The sequence below is a fragment of the Acinetobacter uliginosus genome, assembly GCF_044130295.1.
Classification (GTDB): Bacteria; Pseudomonadota; Gammaproteobacteria; order Pseudomonadales; family Moraxellaceae; genus Acinetobacter.
Map to the genome: position 1 here is coordinate 1 of NZ_JBIQOC010000090.1, position 18,017 is coordinate 18,017.

Sequence of the window (18,017 nt, forward strand, 5' to 3'; positions counted from 1 at the left end):
CTGAGGCAGGTTGGACATTTGATTTCTAGAGTTATTCGCATTTCTCTATTTTATCAAAATTCAACCTGCTTTGTTTCAGCATACTTTTTGAAACACCACCAAATAGAGTAATAGAGGAGTAGGTATGGCTGAACAGCATGGGCATGATCATAGTCATGCAGTGGTGACGGAAGCGAATGCCAAAAAGCTGACCTTTGCCCTGGCGCTCACCAGCATTTTTCTTATTATTGAAGTCATTGCAGGTTTTATCACTCAAAGTCTGGCGCTACTTTCTGATGCAGCACACATGTTTACCGATGCGGCGGCCCTGGCGATTGCTCTGGTGGCGATCAAAATTGGCAAAATGCCGGCAGATGATAAAAGAACTTTTGGCTATCAGCGTTTTGAAATCTTGGCCGCCCTGTTTAATGCCTCGATGCTGTTTGTTGTAGCGATGTACATTCTGTTTGAAGCTTATCAGCGTTTTAGCCATCCACCTGAAATTCAAAGTCTGGGCATGTTGGTAGTTGCGGTGATTGGCTTAATGATCAACCTGATTTCTATGCGGATTTTATTTTCCAGCGCCACAGAAAGTTTGAATGTTAAAGGGGCTTATCTGGAAGTTTTAAGTGATGCTGTGGGTTCGATCGGTGTGATTATGGGCGCAGCAATCATCTATTTCACTGGCTGGATGTGGGTAGATACCTTAATTGCGGTGTTGATTGGTCTCTGGGTATTGCCAAGAACCTGGATTTTACTCAAACAAAGTATCAACATTCTGCTGGAAGGAGTTCCTGAAGAAATTGATATTGAGCAGTTGCGTAATGACCTTTTGGCGTTAAAGGATGTGGAGAATATCCATCAACTGAAGGTATGGGCCATTAGTTCCAGAAATGTCCATCTGACGGTACATCTTTATGCGCCTCAGGCAGATCGCACACTGTTATATCAGCAAGCTTTGGAGATGTTGCAGCATCAGCACGGTATTCGGGAAATCACGCTACAGATTGAAGATTATGAATGCGGGCTGCATTCATCCTGTCATCGCCATGATGATCACGAAGAACATTCACCTCATCAGGAAGATTCACACCAGCACTGAAACTGATGTGAAATCAAATCTATTTTAGATTTCCCATTCGTGATTACATTCACGGCATTTCCATTTCTTTTGCGATTGCATAAAGCCTTGCATGGAAATTTTAAAATCTGGCAGGTCGCGGTAAAACAGGAAACCGGCGATGACGCAGATGATAAAAGCCACTACGGTTGCAACTTGTAGGGTAGAGCCTGCACCATCGCCAAAAATCCACATCGCAATACTAATTAAAACCAGCAGTAATAAGATAAATACTGCGGGAATAAGAAAGACCAGACTTTTAGGAACTACAGGTCGTACTGCAGGGCTACCGGCTTGAGCGACAGGCATAATTTTAGGGCTTTGGCATTTTGGGCAACGGTATTGCATTACAACTCCATCATTTTAATTTATCGCTTATTTTAATCGGAATGACACAGAAAGCAAAAACAGCGCAAATAAAAGTTGATAAAAGATTGAGACAATAAAAAACCCAAGTCGCAATGCTTGGGTTTTTTATCAGATCAGCATAACCATATTATGATGATCTTGAATATGGCGTCCCTACGGGGATTCGAACCCCGGTTACCGCCGTGAAAGGGCGATGTCCTAGGCCTCTAGACGATAGGGACAATTGAGGCAACACAAAAAAAAGGTGGAACTTGGTGGAGTCAAGGAGGATCGAACTCCTGACCTCTACAATGCCATTGTAGCGCTCTACCAACTGAGCTATGACCCCAGTTTGTGTGAGCGCAATATTAGGGGTATTGCGCTCACACGTCAACTATAAAATCAATTATGCTTCATCAACTGCATTATTTTTCGGCAATTTTAAGCTTTCATTGAGTTTTTCCCAGATTTTTGCTTCTTTTTTACTCGGTCCGCCAACAATTTCCAGAGCATGACGTAAGCGTGCGAAAGTTAAGTCAGGACCAATCGTCACCATCGATTGCATGACTGGGGTTGAACTGGTTGAACCGGCAATGGCAATAAAGAAGGTGGGCATAAAGTCACGCAGCTTAATTTCCATCTGGTTGGCCAAGTCCATTAAGGTTTGACTCACCGTGTCGTTATTCCAGGTGAACAGGCTTTCCAGACGCCAAATGGCAAACTGCAAGCTTTGACGAACCTGTTCTTCAGACAATTTCTTGCTTTCAAATTGTTCTTTGCTAATGCTTGGGAACTGGTTGAAATAGAAACCAGCCCAGTTCACTGCTTCAGAAAGCAGGTTGATACGCGGCTGAATGGCAGCAGCAATGTCTTCTAGGGTATTGCGGTCAGATTTCCATGCCAATAAAGTATTTAACAGCTCTGCAGGCGAGAGCGCTTTAATCCATTGACCGTTGAGCCAGTTGAGTTTTTCCACATCAAAGATCGGACCGCCGAGGGATACACGCTTAATGTCGAAATGCTCAATCATTTCTGCCAAAGTGAACTTTTCACGTTCATCTGGCATTGACCAGCCCATACGACCTAAATAGTTCAACAAGGCTTCAGGTAACACACCAATGTCTTTGTAGTAATTGATAGAGGTTGGGTTTTTACGCTTAGACAGTTTTGATTTGTCCGGGTTGCGAAGTAATGGCATATGACCGAGTACTGGCATTTCCCAGCCAAAGTATTGGTAGAGCAACTGATGTTTTGGTGCCGATGGTAACCATTCCTCACCACGGAAAACGTGAGTGATTTGCATCAGATGGTCATCAACCACATTGGCAAGATGGTAAGTCGGTAAACCATCGGTTTTGAGCAAAACTTGCATGTCGACTTGAGCCCAAGGAATTTCAACTTCCCCACGCAGTAAGTCATTGACTTTACAAATGCCTTCTTCAGGTACTTTCATACGAATCACGTGGGGCTCACCTGCGGCAAGGCGACGCTGCACTTCCTCTGCCGACAGCTTTAAACCACGACCATCATAACGTGGCGTTTCACCACGCGCCTGCTGTTCAGCACGCATTTGATCCAGTTCTTCTGGTGTTGCGAAGCAGTAGAAAGCATGACCTTTTTCTACCAGTTCCAAGGCATATTGTTTATAGATGCCCATACGTTCGGATTGACGGTACGGTGCATGTGGACCGCCCACATCTGGCCCCTCTGACCAATTTAAGCCTAACCAGCGTAATGAATCTAAAATCATTTTTTCGGATTCGGGGGTTGAGCGCAGTTGGTCGGTATCTTCAATACGAAGAATAAATTCACCGCCATGCTGTTTAGCAAAACATAAGTTAAACAAGGCAATATAAGCAGTGCCTACGTGTGGAAAGCCAGTAGGAGAAGGCGCAATACGAGTACGAACAGTCATAACCAATATTTTTCAGAATGTGAATGGGTGCTATTATAACGAAAAAGCCTAATCACTTAATGTTAAAATGAACTACTCGATGCTAAAGCAATCGAGTTTCCGTAGTGCAACCTAAATTGCACACTTCTCTTTTGACGTTTCATTGGTCATGCGAGAAAGAGCTTTAATCCCCTTTTTCGTCTTACAAACACCTCCACGCCCAATAGATGATAAATAATCATCATCTAACTGTGTTCCACAGTCTAAAATTAAGTTGATTGCTCTGTTCTTAATGATAATTGAAGCATTGTGATCTGCATTATCAGTGTGTCCACAACTCACGCAAATAAACCGATCTTGGGTTTTGCGATTGTCGGGGTGAGTATAACCGCACGAAGCGCACTCCTGACTTGTATAAGAAGCATGAACGGTAAATACAGCCTTGCCTAGCTTGACTGCTTTGTACTTTAAAAATGATGCGATTTTATGCCAACCCACATTCAGAATCGCCTTGTTTAACCCTGCTTTGGCTTTTGCCTTGTTTGGGATAAAACGCCCTGAATCATCTTTTTTAGGTTGTGGTTTTTGGGTCATTTGCTTCGTATTTAATTTCTCAAATACAAATACCTCACCAAATCCGTTAGCCAATCTTCGACTTGTCTTATGAGCGAAATCCTTACGGATATTGGCTTTTTTAGAATGATGCACAGCAATTCGATGTTTGGTTTTAGCTCTACGATTTGAGCCTTTTGCTTGTCGCGCAAGTTTTCGTTGCAGTCGTTTGATATACCGATCTGCTTTACTTAGATTATTCTTTTGTTCTTTACTAAAATCGAATTGCTCATGCCCTGCATGAACAGGGATTGTGACACCACGATCTATACCCACTACAATTTTTTGTAGCTGTTCTTCATTCAGGCCACGCAAGCGATCTAGCTGTCTTTTTGAGTATTTCTTGGAATCGAATTTCTTACCATCAAACTCCTGAATCTCAATTCCGTCTTCATAGCAGAAAGAAACAAAGTATTGACCACGTTCTTTTCTAATATACAGCGATTTAGGCTCTTTGAAATCCGCATGAGCTTTAAAGTTTAAAGCGCCAATATTAAATTTTGTACCACCAATAAATAACTTGCGTTTATTGTTTTCTATACGAAACTCAAATAAATTAGAAGTTAAGTGAATCGAAGCTTTATCCGTTTTCTTTTTACGTTTTGGTCGCCCACATAAACCTTGAATAGATTTTTTGAGCGTGTTGTACCAATTTACAGTTGAGTTCTTTTGTATTGTGCTAGGGCAATTTGCAAGCCATGAACTCAGTTCATCCGACTTGAAGTGTGAATATTTCTGATCTTGAGTTTCATAATATTGCTTAAATGGTGCAAATTTAGCAGCAAAACCCCTAAAGTATTTATCCTCATCACACTTGGCATTCCAAATAAAACGAGCGCAACCCATCCACTGACTTAGAATCAGCTTTTGATTTTCGGTTGGATATGCTCTTAACTGGATGCCTGTTAGCAAATTAAAAACCTCTAGTTCTTATGGTGATCTTAGCTTAAAATAAGGTAAAATTAAATCTAGTATAAGGTTAATATGTACGAGTGGAGAACAGGAAGATCATGTATTCATAATAATACAGTTCATCTAATATTTGTTACAAAATACAGGAGGAATGTATTAACAATAAACATGCTTACCTCACTAAAAGAAATTATAAAAGAAACTTGTTTACAAATGGATTGTGAACTTATTGAATTTAATGGCGAAGATGATCACATTCACATGCTTGTAAGTGTTCATCCAAAGCATTCTGTATCAAACTTGGTTGGCAAGTTAAAAGGCAAAAGCTCTTATGTTTTAAAGCGTGTATTTTGGGATGAAATAAAAGAAAAACTCTGGGGCAATCACTTTTGGTCACCTAGTTATTGTGTCGTATCTTGTGGCGGTGCGAGTTTGGAGGTTGTTAAAAAGTATATTGAAGACCAAAGAATACCAACATCAGATAAGAATGCTAAAACATCCAAGTCATTAAAAAGAGCTAACTCGCTCTTAAAAGAACGAGTTAGCTCTTTTACTTATGTTCAACATTGAAATGATTAGGCTAGATAGAAACTGCTAAAGGGGAAGAAGTTCGCTGTTGAGTTAAGAGCTGCTTTGAGGGAACAGTGCTTGCACAAACCGGCTGAATTTCTGGTTTTGAGCAGCAAAGAAGCTTTGAGTTGGTGCCACTTTAATTTCGGTCAACATCTTTAAATCGTTATCGGCACGTAAAGTATTTCCACCTTGCTTTTGCTGTTGCAGGGCTTTTTCAATCAATGAAGACTTTTCAGGACCTAAAGCCACTTTAGCTTCGCTACCTTTGATTGCCGCTGCATGTCCCAGCTGAGCCATAAACCCTAAAGTTAAACTTAAGCTAAGCGCTTGTATAATTGCTGTATATCTCATTTCTACATCCCCCTTTTTCCGGTGCTGGAATTTTATATATTGTTTTAATCCGATGAGCGAGTACCATTTAACCATACAAAAAAATACAAAAGTAGAACTAGCTCACACTTTTTTACAAAATAATAAATACTTGTAAATATTGTGCTCTTTGTATCAAAAAAATATGGAGACAACATGAAGAATCAGGAAAAACAACAAGCTGTAGATTTATGCTGATATTTTTTAGTACTAAAAGTGCATTTTAAAGCATTTTTATGGATATCTTTAAAACCGATTTTTAATCAATAAAATATTATAAGTTTATGATTGTTAAAAATATTTATGATTTATATAGTGTCCTCATTGTTAAATAAAAGTTAAATAAGAGTGTTACACATGAAAAAAATAATCGCCTCTGCTCTTTTGGTATTGCTTGGGGGAATAGGGACACAGAGTTTTGCCGCGAAAGATTTCCTGAATGTGTCTTATGATCCGACCCGTGAGTTTTATCAGGAATATAATCGGGCCTTTGGTGCGTATTGGAAACAACGTACCGGACAGGACATTAATTTCAAGCAATCTCATGGCGGTTCAGGTAAACAGGCACGTTCCGTGATTGATGGTTTGCAGGCTGATGTCGTGACCCTTGCTCTAGCCAACGATATTGATGAAATTGTAAAGGCAGGCCTGATCCATAAAAACTGGCAAAAGCAGTTTCCGAACAATTCTGCACCGTATACCTCGACTGTGGTTTTTCTGGTTCGCAAGGGTAATCCCAAAAATATTAAAGACTGGAACGATTTAACCAAGCCGGGTGTGGAAATTATTACGCCAAATCCGAAAACCGGCGGTGCACCACGCTGGATTTACCTGTCTGCATGGGGCTATGCATTAAAACAGCCGGGTGGAAATAATGTTAAAGCACGGGAACTGGTGAAAAAACTGTATGGCAATGTCAAAGTACTGGATTCTGGCGCACGTGGCTCTTTAACCACTTTTGCAGAACGTGGTATTGGCGATGTGCTGCTGTCTTGGGAAAATGAGGCCTTGCTGGCGACTCAAGGCTTGGGCAAAGATAAGTATCAGATTGTCTATCCATCCATTTCAATTCTGGCTGAGCCATCGGTGGCGATAGTCGATAAAAATGTCGATAAGGATGGCAACCGTAATTTGGCTAAAGGTTATCTCAACTATTTATATTCGCCAAAAGGGCAGGAGCTGGCCGCACAGCATTTCTTCCGTCCGCGCAATTCCCAAGCGGCAGCGAAATATGCTGCGCAATTTCCCAAAATCAAACTATTTACCATTGGTGATGTGTTTGGTGGATGGGCCAAGGCACAGAAAACCCATTTTGTGAATGGGGCCATTTTTGATCAAATTTATAGTGAAAAGAATTAAGCCAGATTTTCGATAAAAAAGTTAAAACGGATAAATTATTATCCGTTTTTTTCATATCCAATCCATAAAAATCTATATATTTTGAATAAGTATAATGTTATCGTCATTTTTCTATATAAAACAGTAGATTAAGTAGAAAAACCTTTTATCTTAATTGGTTATGCCTAAGTTTGATGAATTGCGAATTATGACTTTATTTCATATAGTTAGCATTAATGAAGATAATTGATCTGTATGTCATGAAAACTCAATTTAAAGCCTTATTCAGTGCAGCGTTGCTTGCTACCGGCATGGCTTTTACTGTAACTTCTGCTCAGGCGGCAGAACGTGAATTTCTAAATGTATCTTATGATGCAACGCGTGAATTCTATGAAGAATTCAACAAGTCTTTTGGTGCTTACTGGAAAGAACGTACCGGCCGTACTGTCAATTTTAAACAGTCGCATGGTGGTTCAGGTAAACAGGCACGTTCCGTAGTGGATGGCCTAAAAGGCGATGTGGTGACTCTGGCTCTTGCCAATGATATTGAAGAAATCGTCAAGTCCGGCCAGATTCAACGGGGTTGGCAAAAAGAGTTCCCGCATAACTCTGCGCCTTATACTTCCACCATCGTATTTATGGTGCGTAAAGGTAATCCAAAGCATATTAAAGACTGGTCTGACTTAACCAAACCAGGCGTACAGATTATTACCCCGAACCCGAAAACAGGCGGTTTACCGCGTTGGGTATACTTGTCGGCTTGGGGATATGCACTGAAACAACCGGGGGGTAATGAGGCCAAAGCCAAAGACTTCGTCGGTAAAATGTACCACAACGTTAAAGTGATGGACTCGGCTGCACGTGCTTCAATGACTACTTTCGCGGAACGTGGTATTGGTGATGTGTTATTGACCTGGGAAAATGAAGCCTTGGTGACTCAAAAAACTTTGGGCAAAAACAAGTTTGAAATTGTCTATCCGTCCATGTCTATTTTAACTGAACCATCAGTTGCAATCGTAGATAAAAATGTAGAGAAAGATGGCAATAAGTGGTTAGCCAAAGGTTATATCAATTACTTGTACTCACCATTGGGTCAGGAAATGGCAGCAAAATACTACTATCGTCCCCGTAATCCTGACGTGTTGGCTAAATATTCTGCGCAATTCCCGAAACTAAAAACCTTTACCATTGATGAGGTATTTGGTGGTTGGGCTAAAGCACAACAGACCCATTTTGTGAATGGTGCGATTTTTGACCAGATTTATAATAGCAAACGTTAATTCTGTATGATCTAAAAAGCCAATCCTTTGTGATTGGCTTTTTTATTTTGAATGAAGCATAAATTTAAAAAAGATGAGTAATAGTTCTCTATTTTTATTGGTTCAGCAAAATTTGCTTCAATATCCCCAAAAACGGTTTTCTCTATGAAAAGTAATATTTCCCTACAAAAAGTCGTTTGGAGCTTTGTTAAAACAAGGTAATAATGTGCAGTTACATTTTTCCTAGTATTGATTGAACCCTTATGTCGCATATTTCTGTATTACTTCACGAAACTGTTGATGCCTTGTTGGCAGATCGCAATACAGGAATTTATGTCGATGGGACTTTCGGTCGCGGCGGTCATACCCGTTTATTGCTGTCTAAGTTAGATGAAAATGCACGTGTTTATGCCTTTGATAAAGATCCGCAAGCTTTGCAAACGGCAGCACTGTTGGAACAGGAAGATTCACGTTTCAAGATTATTCATGCCAGCTTTGCCGATTTAAAGCAGGAGCTGGAAGCGCTGGGGATCGACCAGGTGGATGGGTTGATGGCAGATTTAGGCGTGTCATCTCCACAACTCGATCAGGCGGAACGTGGCTTTAGTTTTATGAAAGATGGGCCACTGGATATGCGTATGGATAATTCGCAAGGTCTAACGGCGGCCGAGTGGCTGGTAGATATTGAAGAAGAAGCCTTGGCAAATATCATTTTCCAGTATGGTGAAGAACGTTATAGTCGCCGTATTGCCAAAGCTATTAAAGCTGCCGGTTATATTGAAACCACGGCTCAACTGGCAGAGATCGTAAAGGTTGCCCATCCGAAATGGGAAAAAAATAAACATGCGGCAACCCGAACTTTTCAGGCTATCCGTATTGCCATTAATAAAGAATTAGATGATATTGAAGCATTCTTGCCACAGGCTGTGGAAGTTTTAAAACCCGAGGGACGTTTGGCGGTGATCAGTTTCCATTCACTGGAAGACCGTTTAATTAAACAATTTATTCAAAAAGAATCGACTTTAGCGGAAGATACCAGTTGGGGATTACCACAAAAGCGGGAAGATACCCGACGTTTAAAGAAAATTTCCCGAGTCCGTGCCAGTGAAGAAGAGGTGAAGGCCAACCCTCGTTCTCGTAGTGCATGGCTTAGAGTTGCAGAGCGCTTAGCTTCAAAAGGCGAATAATGAAAACTGAAGTTGTTGAAAAGAAAACTGACAAAAAACCGATGAAAAAATTCATCAGTTATATCGTTTTGCTACTGTTGGTCTTTGTTAGTGCAATCATGGTGGTATTTCAAGTGTTTGAATATCGTCATGACTACCGCGAACTCAGTTCTTTTATGCGGGAAAGGGATGATCTAAATGCAGAGTGGGGCCGTTTGCTGATTGAACAACAAACTTTTGGTGCGACGGCGCAAATCGGCACGCGTGCGGTAACGCAATTGCGCATGTATTCGCCTCCTGCAGCACAGACGGTTGTAATTGCTTTACCAATGACTTCAGAAGATAAAAAATAGGGCTAGCTGTAATTATGGTGGACAAAAGAACAACACAGGCAACACGCAAAAAGCAGCAGCCGATTAGTGAGAAAAATGCCCTCAGTGTAGACATGTGGCGTTTTTATTTGATGTGGAGCGTGGTTTTACTCTGCTTTTTAGCTCTGGTGAGTCGTGCATTTTATGTGCAGGTGATCAATAAGGACTTTTTGCAAAACAAGGCCAATGCCAATATTTTAAGAACTGAAAAAATCAAGGCGATGCGTGGCGTCATCTATGACCGTCATGGTGTACCTCTGGCTATCAGTACGCCGGTCATGAAGGTGGTGATTGATCCGCGTGACTATTTTGAAACCAAAAAACAGTTTGACGAGATTACTGCTGAACTGGCTAAAGATCCTAATAATCGCAAACTGAAACGCCAGTTACCTGATAAAAATCTTAATCTGGATGAGCTTGCCGATGCAGTAGGCATCGACCGTGCCGAGCTGAAAAAGAAAATGAATGACAAACCTCGTTCACGTTATCTGGTGCTGCAAAAAGAAATTCCACCGCAGCAGGCGGAACTGATTGCCAAGCGTGAGTTCCAGGGGGTTTATACCGAGAAAAACTATAAACGTTACTATCCGCAGCCGCAGCCCAATGCCCAGATTATTGGTTTAACCAATAGTGAAGGCGTGGGGATTGAAGGCCTGGAGATGCAGCTAAATAAGGTTTTGTCTGGTCATGATGGCGAACAGCAGATTGTGCGTGATAAAAAAGGCAACCGTTTTAAAGATCCTGAAATTATCAAGGAAGTCGAAGCCGGAGAGAATATCACCTTAAGTATCGATTCACGGCTGCAATATATTATGTACCGAGAGTTGACTGCTGCCGGTGTGGCCAATAATGCCCGCTCTGCAACCGCGATTGCGGTAGATGTCAAAACCGGTGAAATTCTGGCCATGACCAGCTGGCCTTCGTATAACCCCAACGACAAAAAAAGTCTGGCCAATAAAGATGCCATGCGTAACCGCGGTGCAGTAGACTCATTTGAGCCGGGTTCTACCATGAAACCGCTGACTGTGGCGATGGCGCTGGAAAGTGGCAAATATACTGCTAACTCTATCGTTAATACTTCGCCGGGCAGTATGCGTATTGGTAACCATACCATCCGTGATACGCATAACTATGGCGCACTGACCCTAGGCGGCATTATCCAGAAATCATCCAACGTTGGGGTGGCAAAAATTGCCTTGTCACTGCCTTATGCAACCTTACCGACTTTCTATAAACGAGTAGGTTTGGGACAGCGTTCTGCGGTGAAATTCCCCGGTGAAAGTGCGGGTCTGATTTTGCCGCCAAGCAAATGGAATGTCTCTGAAGTAGGTACCATGGCCTACGGGTATGGTCTGAATGCGACCGTGCTGCAAATTGCCGATGCTTATGCCATGATTGCCAATAAAGGGGTCAAAGTCCCTTTAAGCTTATATAAATTAGAACAGCCACCGAAAGGCGAACAGATTATTGATGCAAAAATTGCTGAACAGGTTTTGCTGATGATGGAAGCTGTGACCTTGCCGGGTGGTACAGCACAACAGGCGAATATTCCAGGTTATCGTGTGGCGGGTAAGACCGGTACTGCGCATAAATTACGTGCAGACCGTAAAGGTTATTCAGATAGTGAGTACCGTGCGCTGTTTGCCGGTATGGCGCCGGTCAGTGATCCGCGTTTGGCGATGGTCATTGTGGTGGAAAACCCAAAAGGGCAATATTATGGCGGTCTGGTGGCCGCACCAGTGTTTGCACGTGTGATGCAGGAATCCTTACGTTTGATGAACGTGCCTTTAGATAAACCTTTAGATACTCCCAAAATCCAGTAACAGGTGATAAATGTCGATTACATTTCAAGATATCTACCATACTGAGAAAACCGCTGGATGGATGAGCAAGCCATTCACTGGCTTTAGTTTAGATAGTCGTAAAGTTGACGCAGGGCAAATTTTTATTGCCCTGACTAGTTTTTCTCAGCCTGAAAAAACCTTGCAGTTTGCCCAATCGGCTTTGGCAAGGGGGGCTCTGGCTGTGGTCAGCGAAACAGAGTTAGGTCTGGAAAATAGTATAGTGGTAGCGAATGTCCGTCATTTGATGGGACAGTGGCAAAAACAGTATTTACAAGCGACCAAAGCTGTAAATGCCGCGCGCATTATTGCAGTGACAGGAACCAACGGTAAAACCACCATCTCGCGTTTAATTGCTGAACTGCTGATGTTGCAAGGCAAGAAATGCGCCGTGATGGGAACCACCGGTAACGGTATTTTACCGAATCTGGAAGCCTCTACGCATACTACGCTGGATGCTTTGCAGCTGCAAAATGCCTTACATGAATATGCGCAGGTCGGTGCTGAATTTGCAGCGATTGAAGCCAGCTCGCATGGTCTGGAACAGGGGCGTTTAAATGGCTGTGATATCGAAATTGCGGCATATAGTAACTTGAGTCGCGATCATCTGGATTATCACGGAACGCTTGAAGCTTATGCTGAAGCCAAGTCGCGATTATTTAAATTTTCCAGCTTGAAAGTAGCCATTATCAACATGGATGATGAACATGCACAGGTCATGATTGATGCTGCCCAATCAAATCCGACCCAACCGAAAATCCTTACTTACTCGACCACTAAGACAGCTGACTATCGGGTTGAAAATATTCAATATAGTTTAAACGGTGCGTACTTTAAACTGATCACTGCGGATGGTGAATTTGAAGTCAACAGCCCATTGCTGGGCCATTTTAACGTAGAAAATCTTGTGGCGAGTCTGATTGCTGCACAGCAGGCTGGCTTTAAGCTAAGCGATTTGATTGCAGTTGCAGCACAACTGAAAGGTGCGCCGGGTCGTATGCAGGTTATTCGTGATGGCGAGCGCCTGTTCGTAGTGGATTATGCCCATACGCCGGATGCCCTGATTCAGGTACTGACCACCTTAAAACGCCATGTAGTGAAAAATTTATGGGCAGTCTTTGGCTGTGGTGGCGACCGTGACCGTGGCAAGCGTCCATTGATGACTCAAGCTGCCTTAGATCATGCCGATGTTGCGCTGATTACTTCAGACAATCCACGTAGTGAAAATCCTGAACAGATTTTTGCCGACATGAAAGCCGGAATTAATTTTTCAGCACATCGCGTGCATGAAATTCATGACCGCCGTGAAGCGATTAAATTTGCAGTGAAACAGGCTCAGGCGGGTGATATTGTAATTATTGCCGGTAAGGGGCATGAAAACTATCAGGAAATTGATGGCGTACGTCATTGGTTCGATGATGTGGTTGAAGTGCAGGCGGCCATTGATGCACAGCATCACTCACCAGATTCAGCTTATCCTGCGCAATAGGGAACCATCATGCATACATCAACTACCAGTACAGTACCTTTAGAACCGTGGACAGCCGTACAGCTTGCTGAAGCCACCCAGGGTTACTGGTTGAATGAGAAAGTGCCTCAAGGCGCAATCAAACGGATTTTGACCGATTCACGCTTTGCGGAAAAAGGCGATGCTTTTCTTGCCTTGCAAGGCGAACGTTTTGATGCGCATGATTTTGTTGCCCAAGTGGCGGCTAAGGGCTGTGAAATCGCAATTGTTAGCCATCCGGTGGATGCTGATATCTGTCAGCTTGTGGTTGCCGATACCCGTGTGGCATTGGGATATCTAGGGGCTTATCGCCGTGCACAAAATTCACAATTGAAAGTGATTGCCCTAACTGGCAGTAGTGGTAAAACCACCACCAAGGAAATGCTCGGCAGTATCTTGTCACGTCTGGCACCGACCTTAATTACCCGCGGCAATCTGAATAACGATTTGGGCGTACCGATGATGCTGCTTGAGCTACGTGCTGAACACCAGTATGCCGTGATGGAATTGGGTGCCAGCCATCAAGGTGAAATTGATTACACCTCAAATCTGGTGCAACCGCATGTCGCCGGGATTATCAATATTGGTACTGCACATTTAGGTGAGTTTGGCGGACGCGATGGTATCTGTCGGGCAAAATCGGAAATTTATCGTCATATTGATAAAGCAGGCACCTCAATTGTTCCTGCGGCAGATGATTTTGCTGACCCGATTCGTCAGGCAGTACAGACTGAAAAAGTCTTGAGTTTCGGGCAAGATGGTGATGTATATGCAACAGACATCGAGTTGCAAGCACAATCTTCCCGCTTTACGCTAAATACCCCGCAAGGTGTGTGTCAGATCAATCTGCCATTTGCCGGTGAACACAACGTGCAGAATGCTACTGCCGCCGCTGCTTTTGCCTTGGCGATTGGTGTTACGCTGGATGATATTGTGACCGGTTTGGAGCAGGCGAAAAGCGCGAAAGGTCGTTTGAACTTTATTCATACCGCAAAACATCTGTTTATTGATGATACGTACAATGCCAATCCGACATCGATGCGTGCTGCAGCCGAAGTGCTGGCGCAGCAGGAAGGCGTCAAAGTAATGGTGATTGGTGATATTGGTGAATTAGGTGCAAGTGCTGCACAGCAACACTATATGCTGGGGCGTGACCTGGTTTCGGTACCTGGAGTTCACTTCGTGGTCGCTGTGGGTGAATTTGCTCCGGCTACCCAGGAAGGGGCACGCAGTACTCAGTATGGCAAAAAACTGCAGGCCTTCCTGACCCAGGCACAAGCCCTTCCTTTCTTACTTAGTTTAATTGAAACACATCAACCTCAATCCATGAGTTTCCTGTTTAAAGGTTCTCGCTATACCCACATGGAAACATTGATGGCTGATTTGATGGAGAAACTCTAAATGCTGTTATGGCTATTTGAACATTTGGCGGGCTTTGACAGCACGTTTCAGGTGGTTCGTTATTTAACTTTACGTGCTTTGCTCAGTGTCTTAACCGCATTGACCATTGGACTGGTTTTGGGTCCGGTGATGATCCGTAAGCTCCAAGCTTTAAAATACGGGCAGGCGGTAAGTTCTTTTGCTCCTGAAAATCATGCCAAAAAAATGGGAACCCCAACCATGGGCGGGATTCTGGTCCTGCTATCGATTGGTATTTCAACCCTGTTATGGGCAGATTTATCTAACCCTTATGTCTGGATTGTACTGGGCGTGATGGTGATTTTTGGTGCTGTCGGCTGGGCAGATGACTGGATCAAGGTACGTTATAAAGACAATGCCGGTCTGCCTGCACGAAAAAAATTCTTCTGGACTTCAGTGGCTTCTTTGGGTGCCGGTATTGCCTTGTATGTGATTGCGACCCAGCAGGCCAATCCTGTGCATACCAGCAACATGCTGGATCTGTTGATTCCTTTCTTTAAAAATCTAACCATTCCATTATCCGCTATTCCTTTAGGGATTGGTTTTATTATTTTTACCTATCTGGTAATTAACGGTGCATCCAATGCGGTGAACCTGACTGATGGTCTGGATGGTCTGGCGATTATGCCGATTGTTCTGGTTGCTGCCGGTTTGGGGGTATTTGCCTATCTGGCCGGAGATGTCCGCTTTGCCAATTATTTGCATATCCCTTATGTAAAATATTCTTCTGAACTGGTGGTGATCTGTGCAGCCATGATTGGTGCCGGTTTGGCCTTTCTTTGGTATAACGCACATCCTGCACAAGTATTTATGGGTGATGTCGGAGCTTTATCCTTAGGTGCAATGCTGGGTACGATTGCAGTCATGGTTCGTCAGGAAATCGTGTTTGCGATTATGGGTGGGGTCTTTGTCGTAGAAGCCATTTCGGTGTTCCTGCAAATTGGTTCACTGCGTATGCGTAACAAACGTGTCTTCCTGATGGCACCACTACATCATCATTATGAGAAAAAAGGCTGGCGTGAAACCCAGGTGGTGATTCGTTTCTGGATTATTACGATTATGCTGGTAGTTTTAGGCTTAATGACCTTAAAATTGCGTTAAGCAAATATTCGAAAAAAGCTGGCATTTGCTCCCACATCTGCCGGCTTTTTTATCGCCTGATTTCAGGCATTGGAGAAAAATATGAATCTGCTGATGTGTCCTGTCTGTCATGAAGTATTGAAACTGACTGGAAAAACATGGCACTGTGTGAATAATCACAGTTATGATGTGGCCAAACAGAGCTATGTGAACCTGCATGTAGTGCAACATAAGCACAGTAAGAATCCGGGCGACACACCTGAATCGGTACAGGCGCGTCGTGCATTTTTAAGTGCCGGTTTTTATGCGCCTTTACAGCAGGCAGTGGTTGAAAAAATTCGTGAATTACGCATTGAAAACCTGCTGGATATTGGTTGTGGTGAAGGTTATTACACCAGTGCTATGCAGGCGGAAGTACTGCAATGTGTCGGTGTGGATATCGCTAAAAATGCTGTTCAGGTGGCTGCAAAGCTCAATAAAAATGTGACTTGGGTGGTGGGAACAGGAGCTACTGTGCCAGTACTGGATGCTTCAATTGATTTATGTACCAGTTTATTCAGTCCGATTCCGAAACCGGAAATATTAAGGGTACTGAAACCGCATGCCTATTTGATGGTGGTGACCCCGGCGAAAGAGCATTTATATGCCATGCGTGAGGCACTTTTTGCAGAAGTGAATCCGCATGAACCGCATAAATTTGTCACTCAGCTGCAAGATGCTTTTGAGCTGGTGGAGGAAAGTGTGGTCGACGCGCCCCTTACCTTGTCACAAGCGGATTTAAAGCATCTGATTGCGATGACGCCTTATGCCTATAAAGCCAAGCCAGAGCGACGTCAGGTGTTAGAGCAGAAAGATCAGTTTGAGTTAAAGGCCCAATTTCAGATTTATTTATTTAAAAAGAAATAAGCCGCATAAAAAAACTCCCTCAAATGAGGGAGTTTTTTTATGCATTGGAGTGTAAAATCTCGGGGTGGTCCGAGTATATAAGCGACACGACATGAAGTGTCGTTCAAGTCTGTTTGATGGTTTTTTAAGACCATCAAAATATTAATATAAGCACATGAAGACACTTAAATTGCGTATCAAGGACAAACATTGCGAGGTGCTAGATCAATTGGCATCCGAAGTGAATTTTGTCTGGAATTATGTGAATGATTTAAGTTTCAAGCACCTTAAAAGAAAAGGTGAATTTCTAACTGCTTACGATATTGCCAAGTACACTAAAGGCACATCAAAAGAATGTGGGCTTCATAGCCAAACTATTCAGGCTATTACTGAAGAATTGGTCACACGAAGGAAACAGTTTAAAAAAACAAAACTGAAATGGCGTGTGAGTAACAAGAAATCAGCAAGAAGATCGCTTGGATGGATACCCTTCAAGAAAGTTGCCATCAAGTATGCTGATGGCTATGTACAATACGGCAAGCATCAGTTCAAGGTGTGGGATAGTTACGGTTTAAGCCAATACAGCATTAAGACAGGTTCATTCATTGAGGATAGCCGTGGGCGTTGGTATGTATGTCTAGTGGTGAATTCACCTAAGCAAGTCAAGCCGACAGCAACCAAAGCAATTGGCATTGATCTTGGTTTAAAGGCTATCGCAACGTGTTCCGATGGTACGATAATTTCGAATCCTAAATTCTATCGTCAATATGAGCATAAATTAGGAATTGCTCAACGAGCAAAGAATAAAAAACGTGTACGTGCGTTACACGCCAAGATTGCAAATAGTCGTAAAGATCATTTGCACAAAGCAAGCACTATGCTTGTAAGGGAAAATGCACTGATTGTTGTAGGTAATCTAAGTGCGAATAAACTTGTAAAAACTAAGATGGCAAAGTTTGTTTTAGATACAGGATTTTCAGCACTTAAAATAATGCTCAAGTATAAATGCGAGAACGCAGGGGTATTGTTTGAAGAAGTCAACGAAGCCTATACCACCCAAATTTGTTCGAGTTGTGGTGAAATATCTCACAGCAGCCCGAAAGGTAGAGCAGATTTGCGAATAAGAGAATGGGATTGTATGGTGTGCGGTACACACCACGATCGGGATTTAAATTCCGCCCTAAACATTCTTGCGCTTGGGCATAAGCGTCTAGCAGTAGGAATCCCCTTACTTTAGCTCATAGGTATCTACACAATTTCCGAGCTTTGCGTTAAATTGAAGAGCATGCTCTTCAATTTCACATCTCTGGTCTGGATCAGCGTCTTGTCAAACGCTATAACAGC

At 42.9% G+C, this 18,017-nt stretch carries 16 protein-coding genes and 2 tRNA genes; 12 read left to right on the forward strand and 6 right to left on the reverse strand.

Annotated features, from left to right (window positions below; translation table 11 throughout):
* Positions 1-124 precede the first annotated feature (124 nt).
* The gene (locus ACE01T_RS14760; RefSeq protein WP_395519557.1) at positions 125-1,081 is read left to right on the forward strand and encodes a cation diffusion facilitator family transporter; all 957 of its coding nucleotides are present in this window, start codon (positions 125-127) and stop codon (positions 1,079-1,081) included.
* Between the two features lie 24 nt (positions 1,082-1,105).
* Here the strand turns inward: ACE01T_RS14760 and ACE01T_RS14765 are convergent, their stop codons facing one another.
* The 5 genes from ACE01T_RS14765 to ACE01T_RS14785 all read right to left on the reverse strand — a co-directional run bounded on the left by ACE01T_RS14765 (position 1,106) and on the right by ACE01T_RS14785 (position 4,865).
* Positions 1,106-1,447 carry a zinc-ribbon domain-containing protein gene (locus tag ACE01T_RS14765; protein ID WP_086197221.1) on the reverse strand — a complete coding sequence of 114 codons (342 nt, stop codon included), beginning with the start codon at positions 1,445-1,447 and terminating at the stop codon, positions 1,106-1,108.
* 166 nt (positions 1,448-1,613) lie between these two features.
* Positions 1,614-1,689 (reverse strand) — tRNA-Glu (locus ACE01T_RS14770).
* Positions 1,690-1,720: 31 nt separating this feature from the next.
* Positions 1,721-1,796: transfer RNA gene (locus ACE01T_RS14775), tRNA-Ala, on the reverse strand.
* A gap of 57 nt (positions 1,797-1,853) precedes the next feature.
* Positions 1,854-3,362, reverse strand: a complete 1,509-nt coding sequence (gene gltX / locus ACE01T_RS14780; protein ID WP_086197220.1) for a glutamate--tRNA ligase — start codon at positions 3,360-3,362, stop codon at positions 1,854-1,856.
* Positions 3,363-3,473: 111 nt separating this feature from the next.
* A complete protein-coding gene (locus ACE01T_RS14785; protein ID WP_395519558.1) occupies positions 3,474-4,865 on the reverse strand; it encodes an RNA-guided endonuclease InsQ/TnpB family protein in 1,392 nt (463 codons plus the stop codon).
* 72 nt (positions 4,866-4,937) lie between these two features.
* Here ACE01T_RS14785 and tnpA point away from each other — a divergent pair, with 72 nt between their 5' ends.
* Positions 4,938-5,435, forward strand: coding sequence for an IS200/IS605 family transposase (gene tnpA, locus ACE01T_RS14790; RefSeq protein WP_395519560.1), 498 nt, complete (start codon positions 4,938-4,940; stop codon positions 5,433-5,435).
* Positions 5,436-5,486: 51 nt separating this feature from the next.
* Here the strand turns inward: tnpA and ACE01T_RS14795 are convergent, their stop codons facing one another.
* Positions 5,487-5,789: a hypothetical protein gene (locus ACE01T_RS14795; protein WP_300044928.1), complete on the reverse strand. Its 303-nt coding sequence runs from the start codon at positions 5,787-5,789 to the stop codon at positions 5,487-5,489.
* A 375-nt stretch (positions 5,790-6,164) separates the two neighbouring features.
* Between ACE01T_RS14795 and ACE01T_RS14800 the strand changes: the two genes are divergently transcribed.
* From ACE01T_RS14800 to ACE01T_RS14845, 10 genes are all read left to right on the forward strand, one after another.
* Positions 6,165-7,166, forward strand: a complete 1,002-nt coding sequence (locus ACE01T_RS14800) for a sulfate ABC transporter substrate-binding protein (protein WP_180081787.1) — start codon at positions 6,165-6,167, stop codon at positions 7,164-7,166.
* Between the two features lie 239 nt (positions 7,167-7,405).
* Positions 7,406-8,425, forward strand: coding sequence for a sulfate ABC transporter substrate-binding protein (locus ACE01T_RS14805; RefSeq protein WP_180081790.1), 1,020 nt, complete (start codon positions 7,406-7,408; stop codon positions 8,423-8,425).
* Positions 8,426-8,667: 242 nt separating this feature from the next.
* Positions 8,668-9,591: a 16S rRNA (cytosine(1402)-N(4))-methyltransferase RsmH gene (gene rsmH, locus ACE01T_RS14810; RefSeq protein ID WP_395519561.1), complete on the forward strand. Its 924-nt coding sequence runs from the start codon at positions 8,668-8,670 to the stop codon at positions 9,589-9,591.
* On the forward strand, positions 9,591-9,923 hold the full coding sequence (gene ftsL, locus ACE01T_RS14815) for a cell division protein FtsL (RefSeq protein WP_166168561.1): 333 nt from the start codon (positions 9,591-9,593) through the stop codon (positions 9,921-9,923). The genes rsmH and ftsL overlap by 1 nt, the downstream gene beginning before the upstream one ends.
* 14 nt (positions 9,924-9,937) lie before the next feature.
* A complete protein-coding gene (gene ftsI, locus ACE01T_RS14820) occupies positions 9,938-11,764 on the forward strand; it encodes a penicillin-binding protein PBP3 (protein WP_395519562.1) in 1,827 nt (608 codons plus the stop codon).
* Between the two features lie 10 nt (positions 11,765-11,774).
* Complete coding sequence (locus tag ACE01T_RS14825) at positions 11,775-13,271, forward strand: UDP-N-acetylmuramoyl-L-alanyl-D-glutamate--2,6-diaminopimelate ligase (protein WP_395519563.1); 1,497 nt, start codon at positions 11,775-11,777, stop codon at positions 13,269-13,271.
* Positions 13,272-13,280: 9 nt separating this feature from the next.
* Entirely contained in the window at positions 13,281-14,690 is a 1,410-nt protein-coding gene (locus tag ACE01T_RS14830; RefSeq protein ID WP_395519564.1) for a UDP-N-acetylmuramoyl-tripeptide--D-alanyl-D-alanine ligase, read from the forward strand.
* Positions 14,691-15,809 carry a phospho-N-acetylmuramoyl-pentapeptide-transferase gene (gene mraY, locus ACE01T_RS14835; protein WP_166168573.1) on the forward strand — a complete coding sequence of 373 codons (1,119 nt, stop codon included), beginning with the start codon at positions 14,691-14,693 and terminating at the stop codon, positions 15,807-15,809. It abuts the gene before it with no gap.
* A gap of 81 nt (positions 15,810-15,890) precedes the next feature.
* A complete protein-coding gene (locus ACE01T_RS14840) occupies positions 15,891-16,694 on the forward strand; it encodes a putative RNA methyltransferase (RefSeq protein ID WP_180081802.1) in 804 nt (267 codons plus the stop codon).
* A gap of 154 nt (positions 16,695-16,848) precedes the next feature.
* Entirely contained in the window at positions 16,849-17,910 is a 1,062-nt protein-coding gene (locus tag ACE01T_RS14845) for an RNA-guided endonuclease InsQ/TnpB family protein (RefSeq protein WP_395519565.1), read from the forward strand.
* The last annotated feature ends 107 nt before the right edge of the window (positions 17,911-18,017 follow it).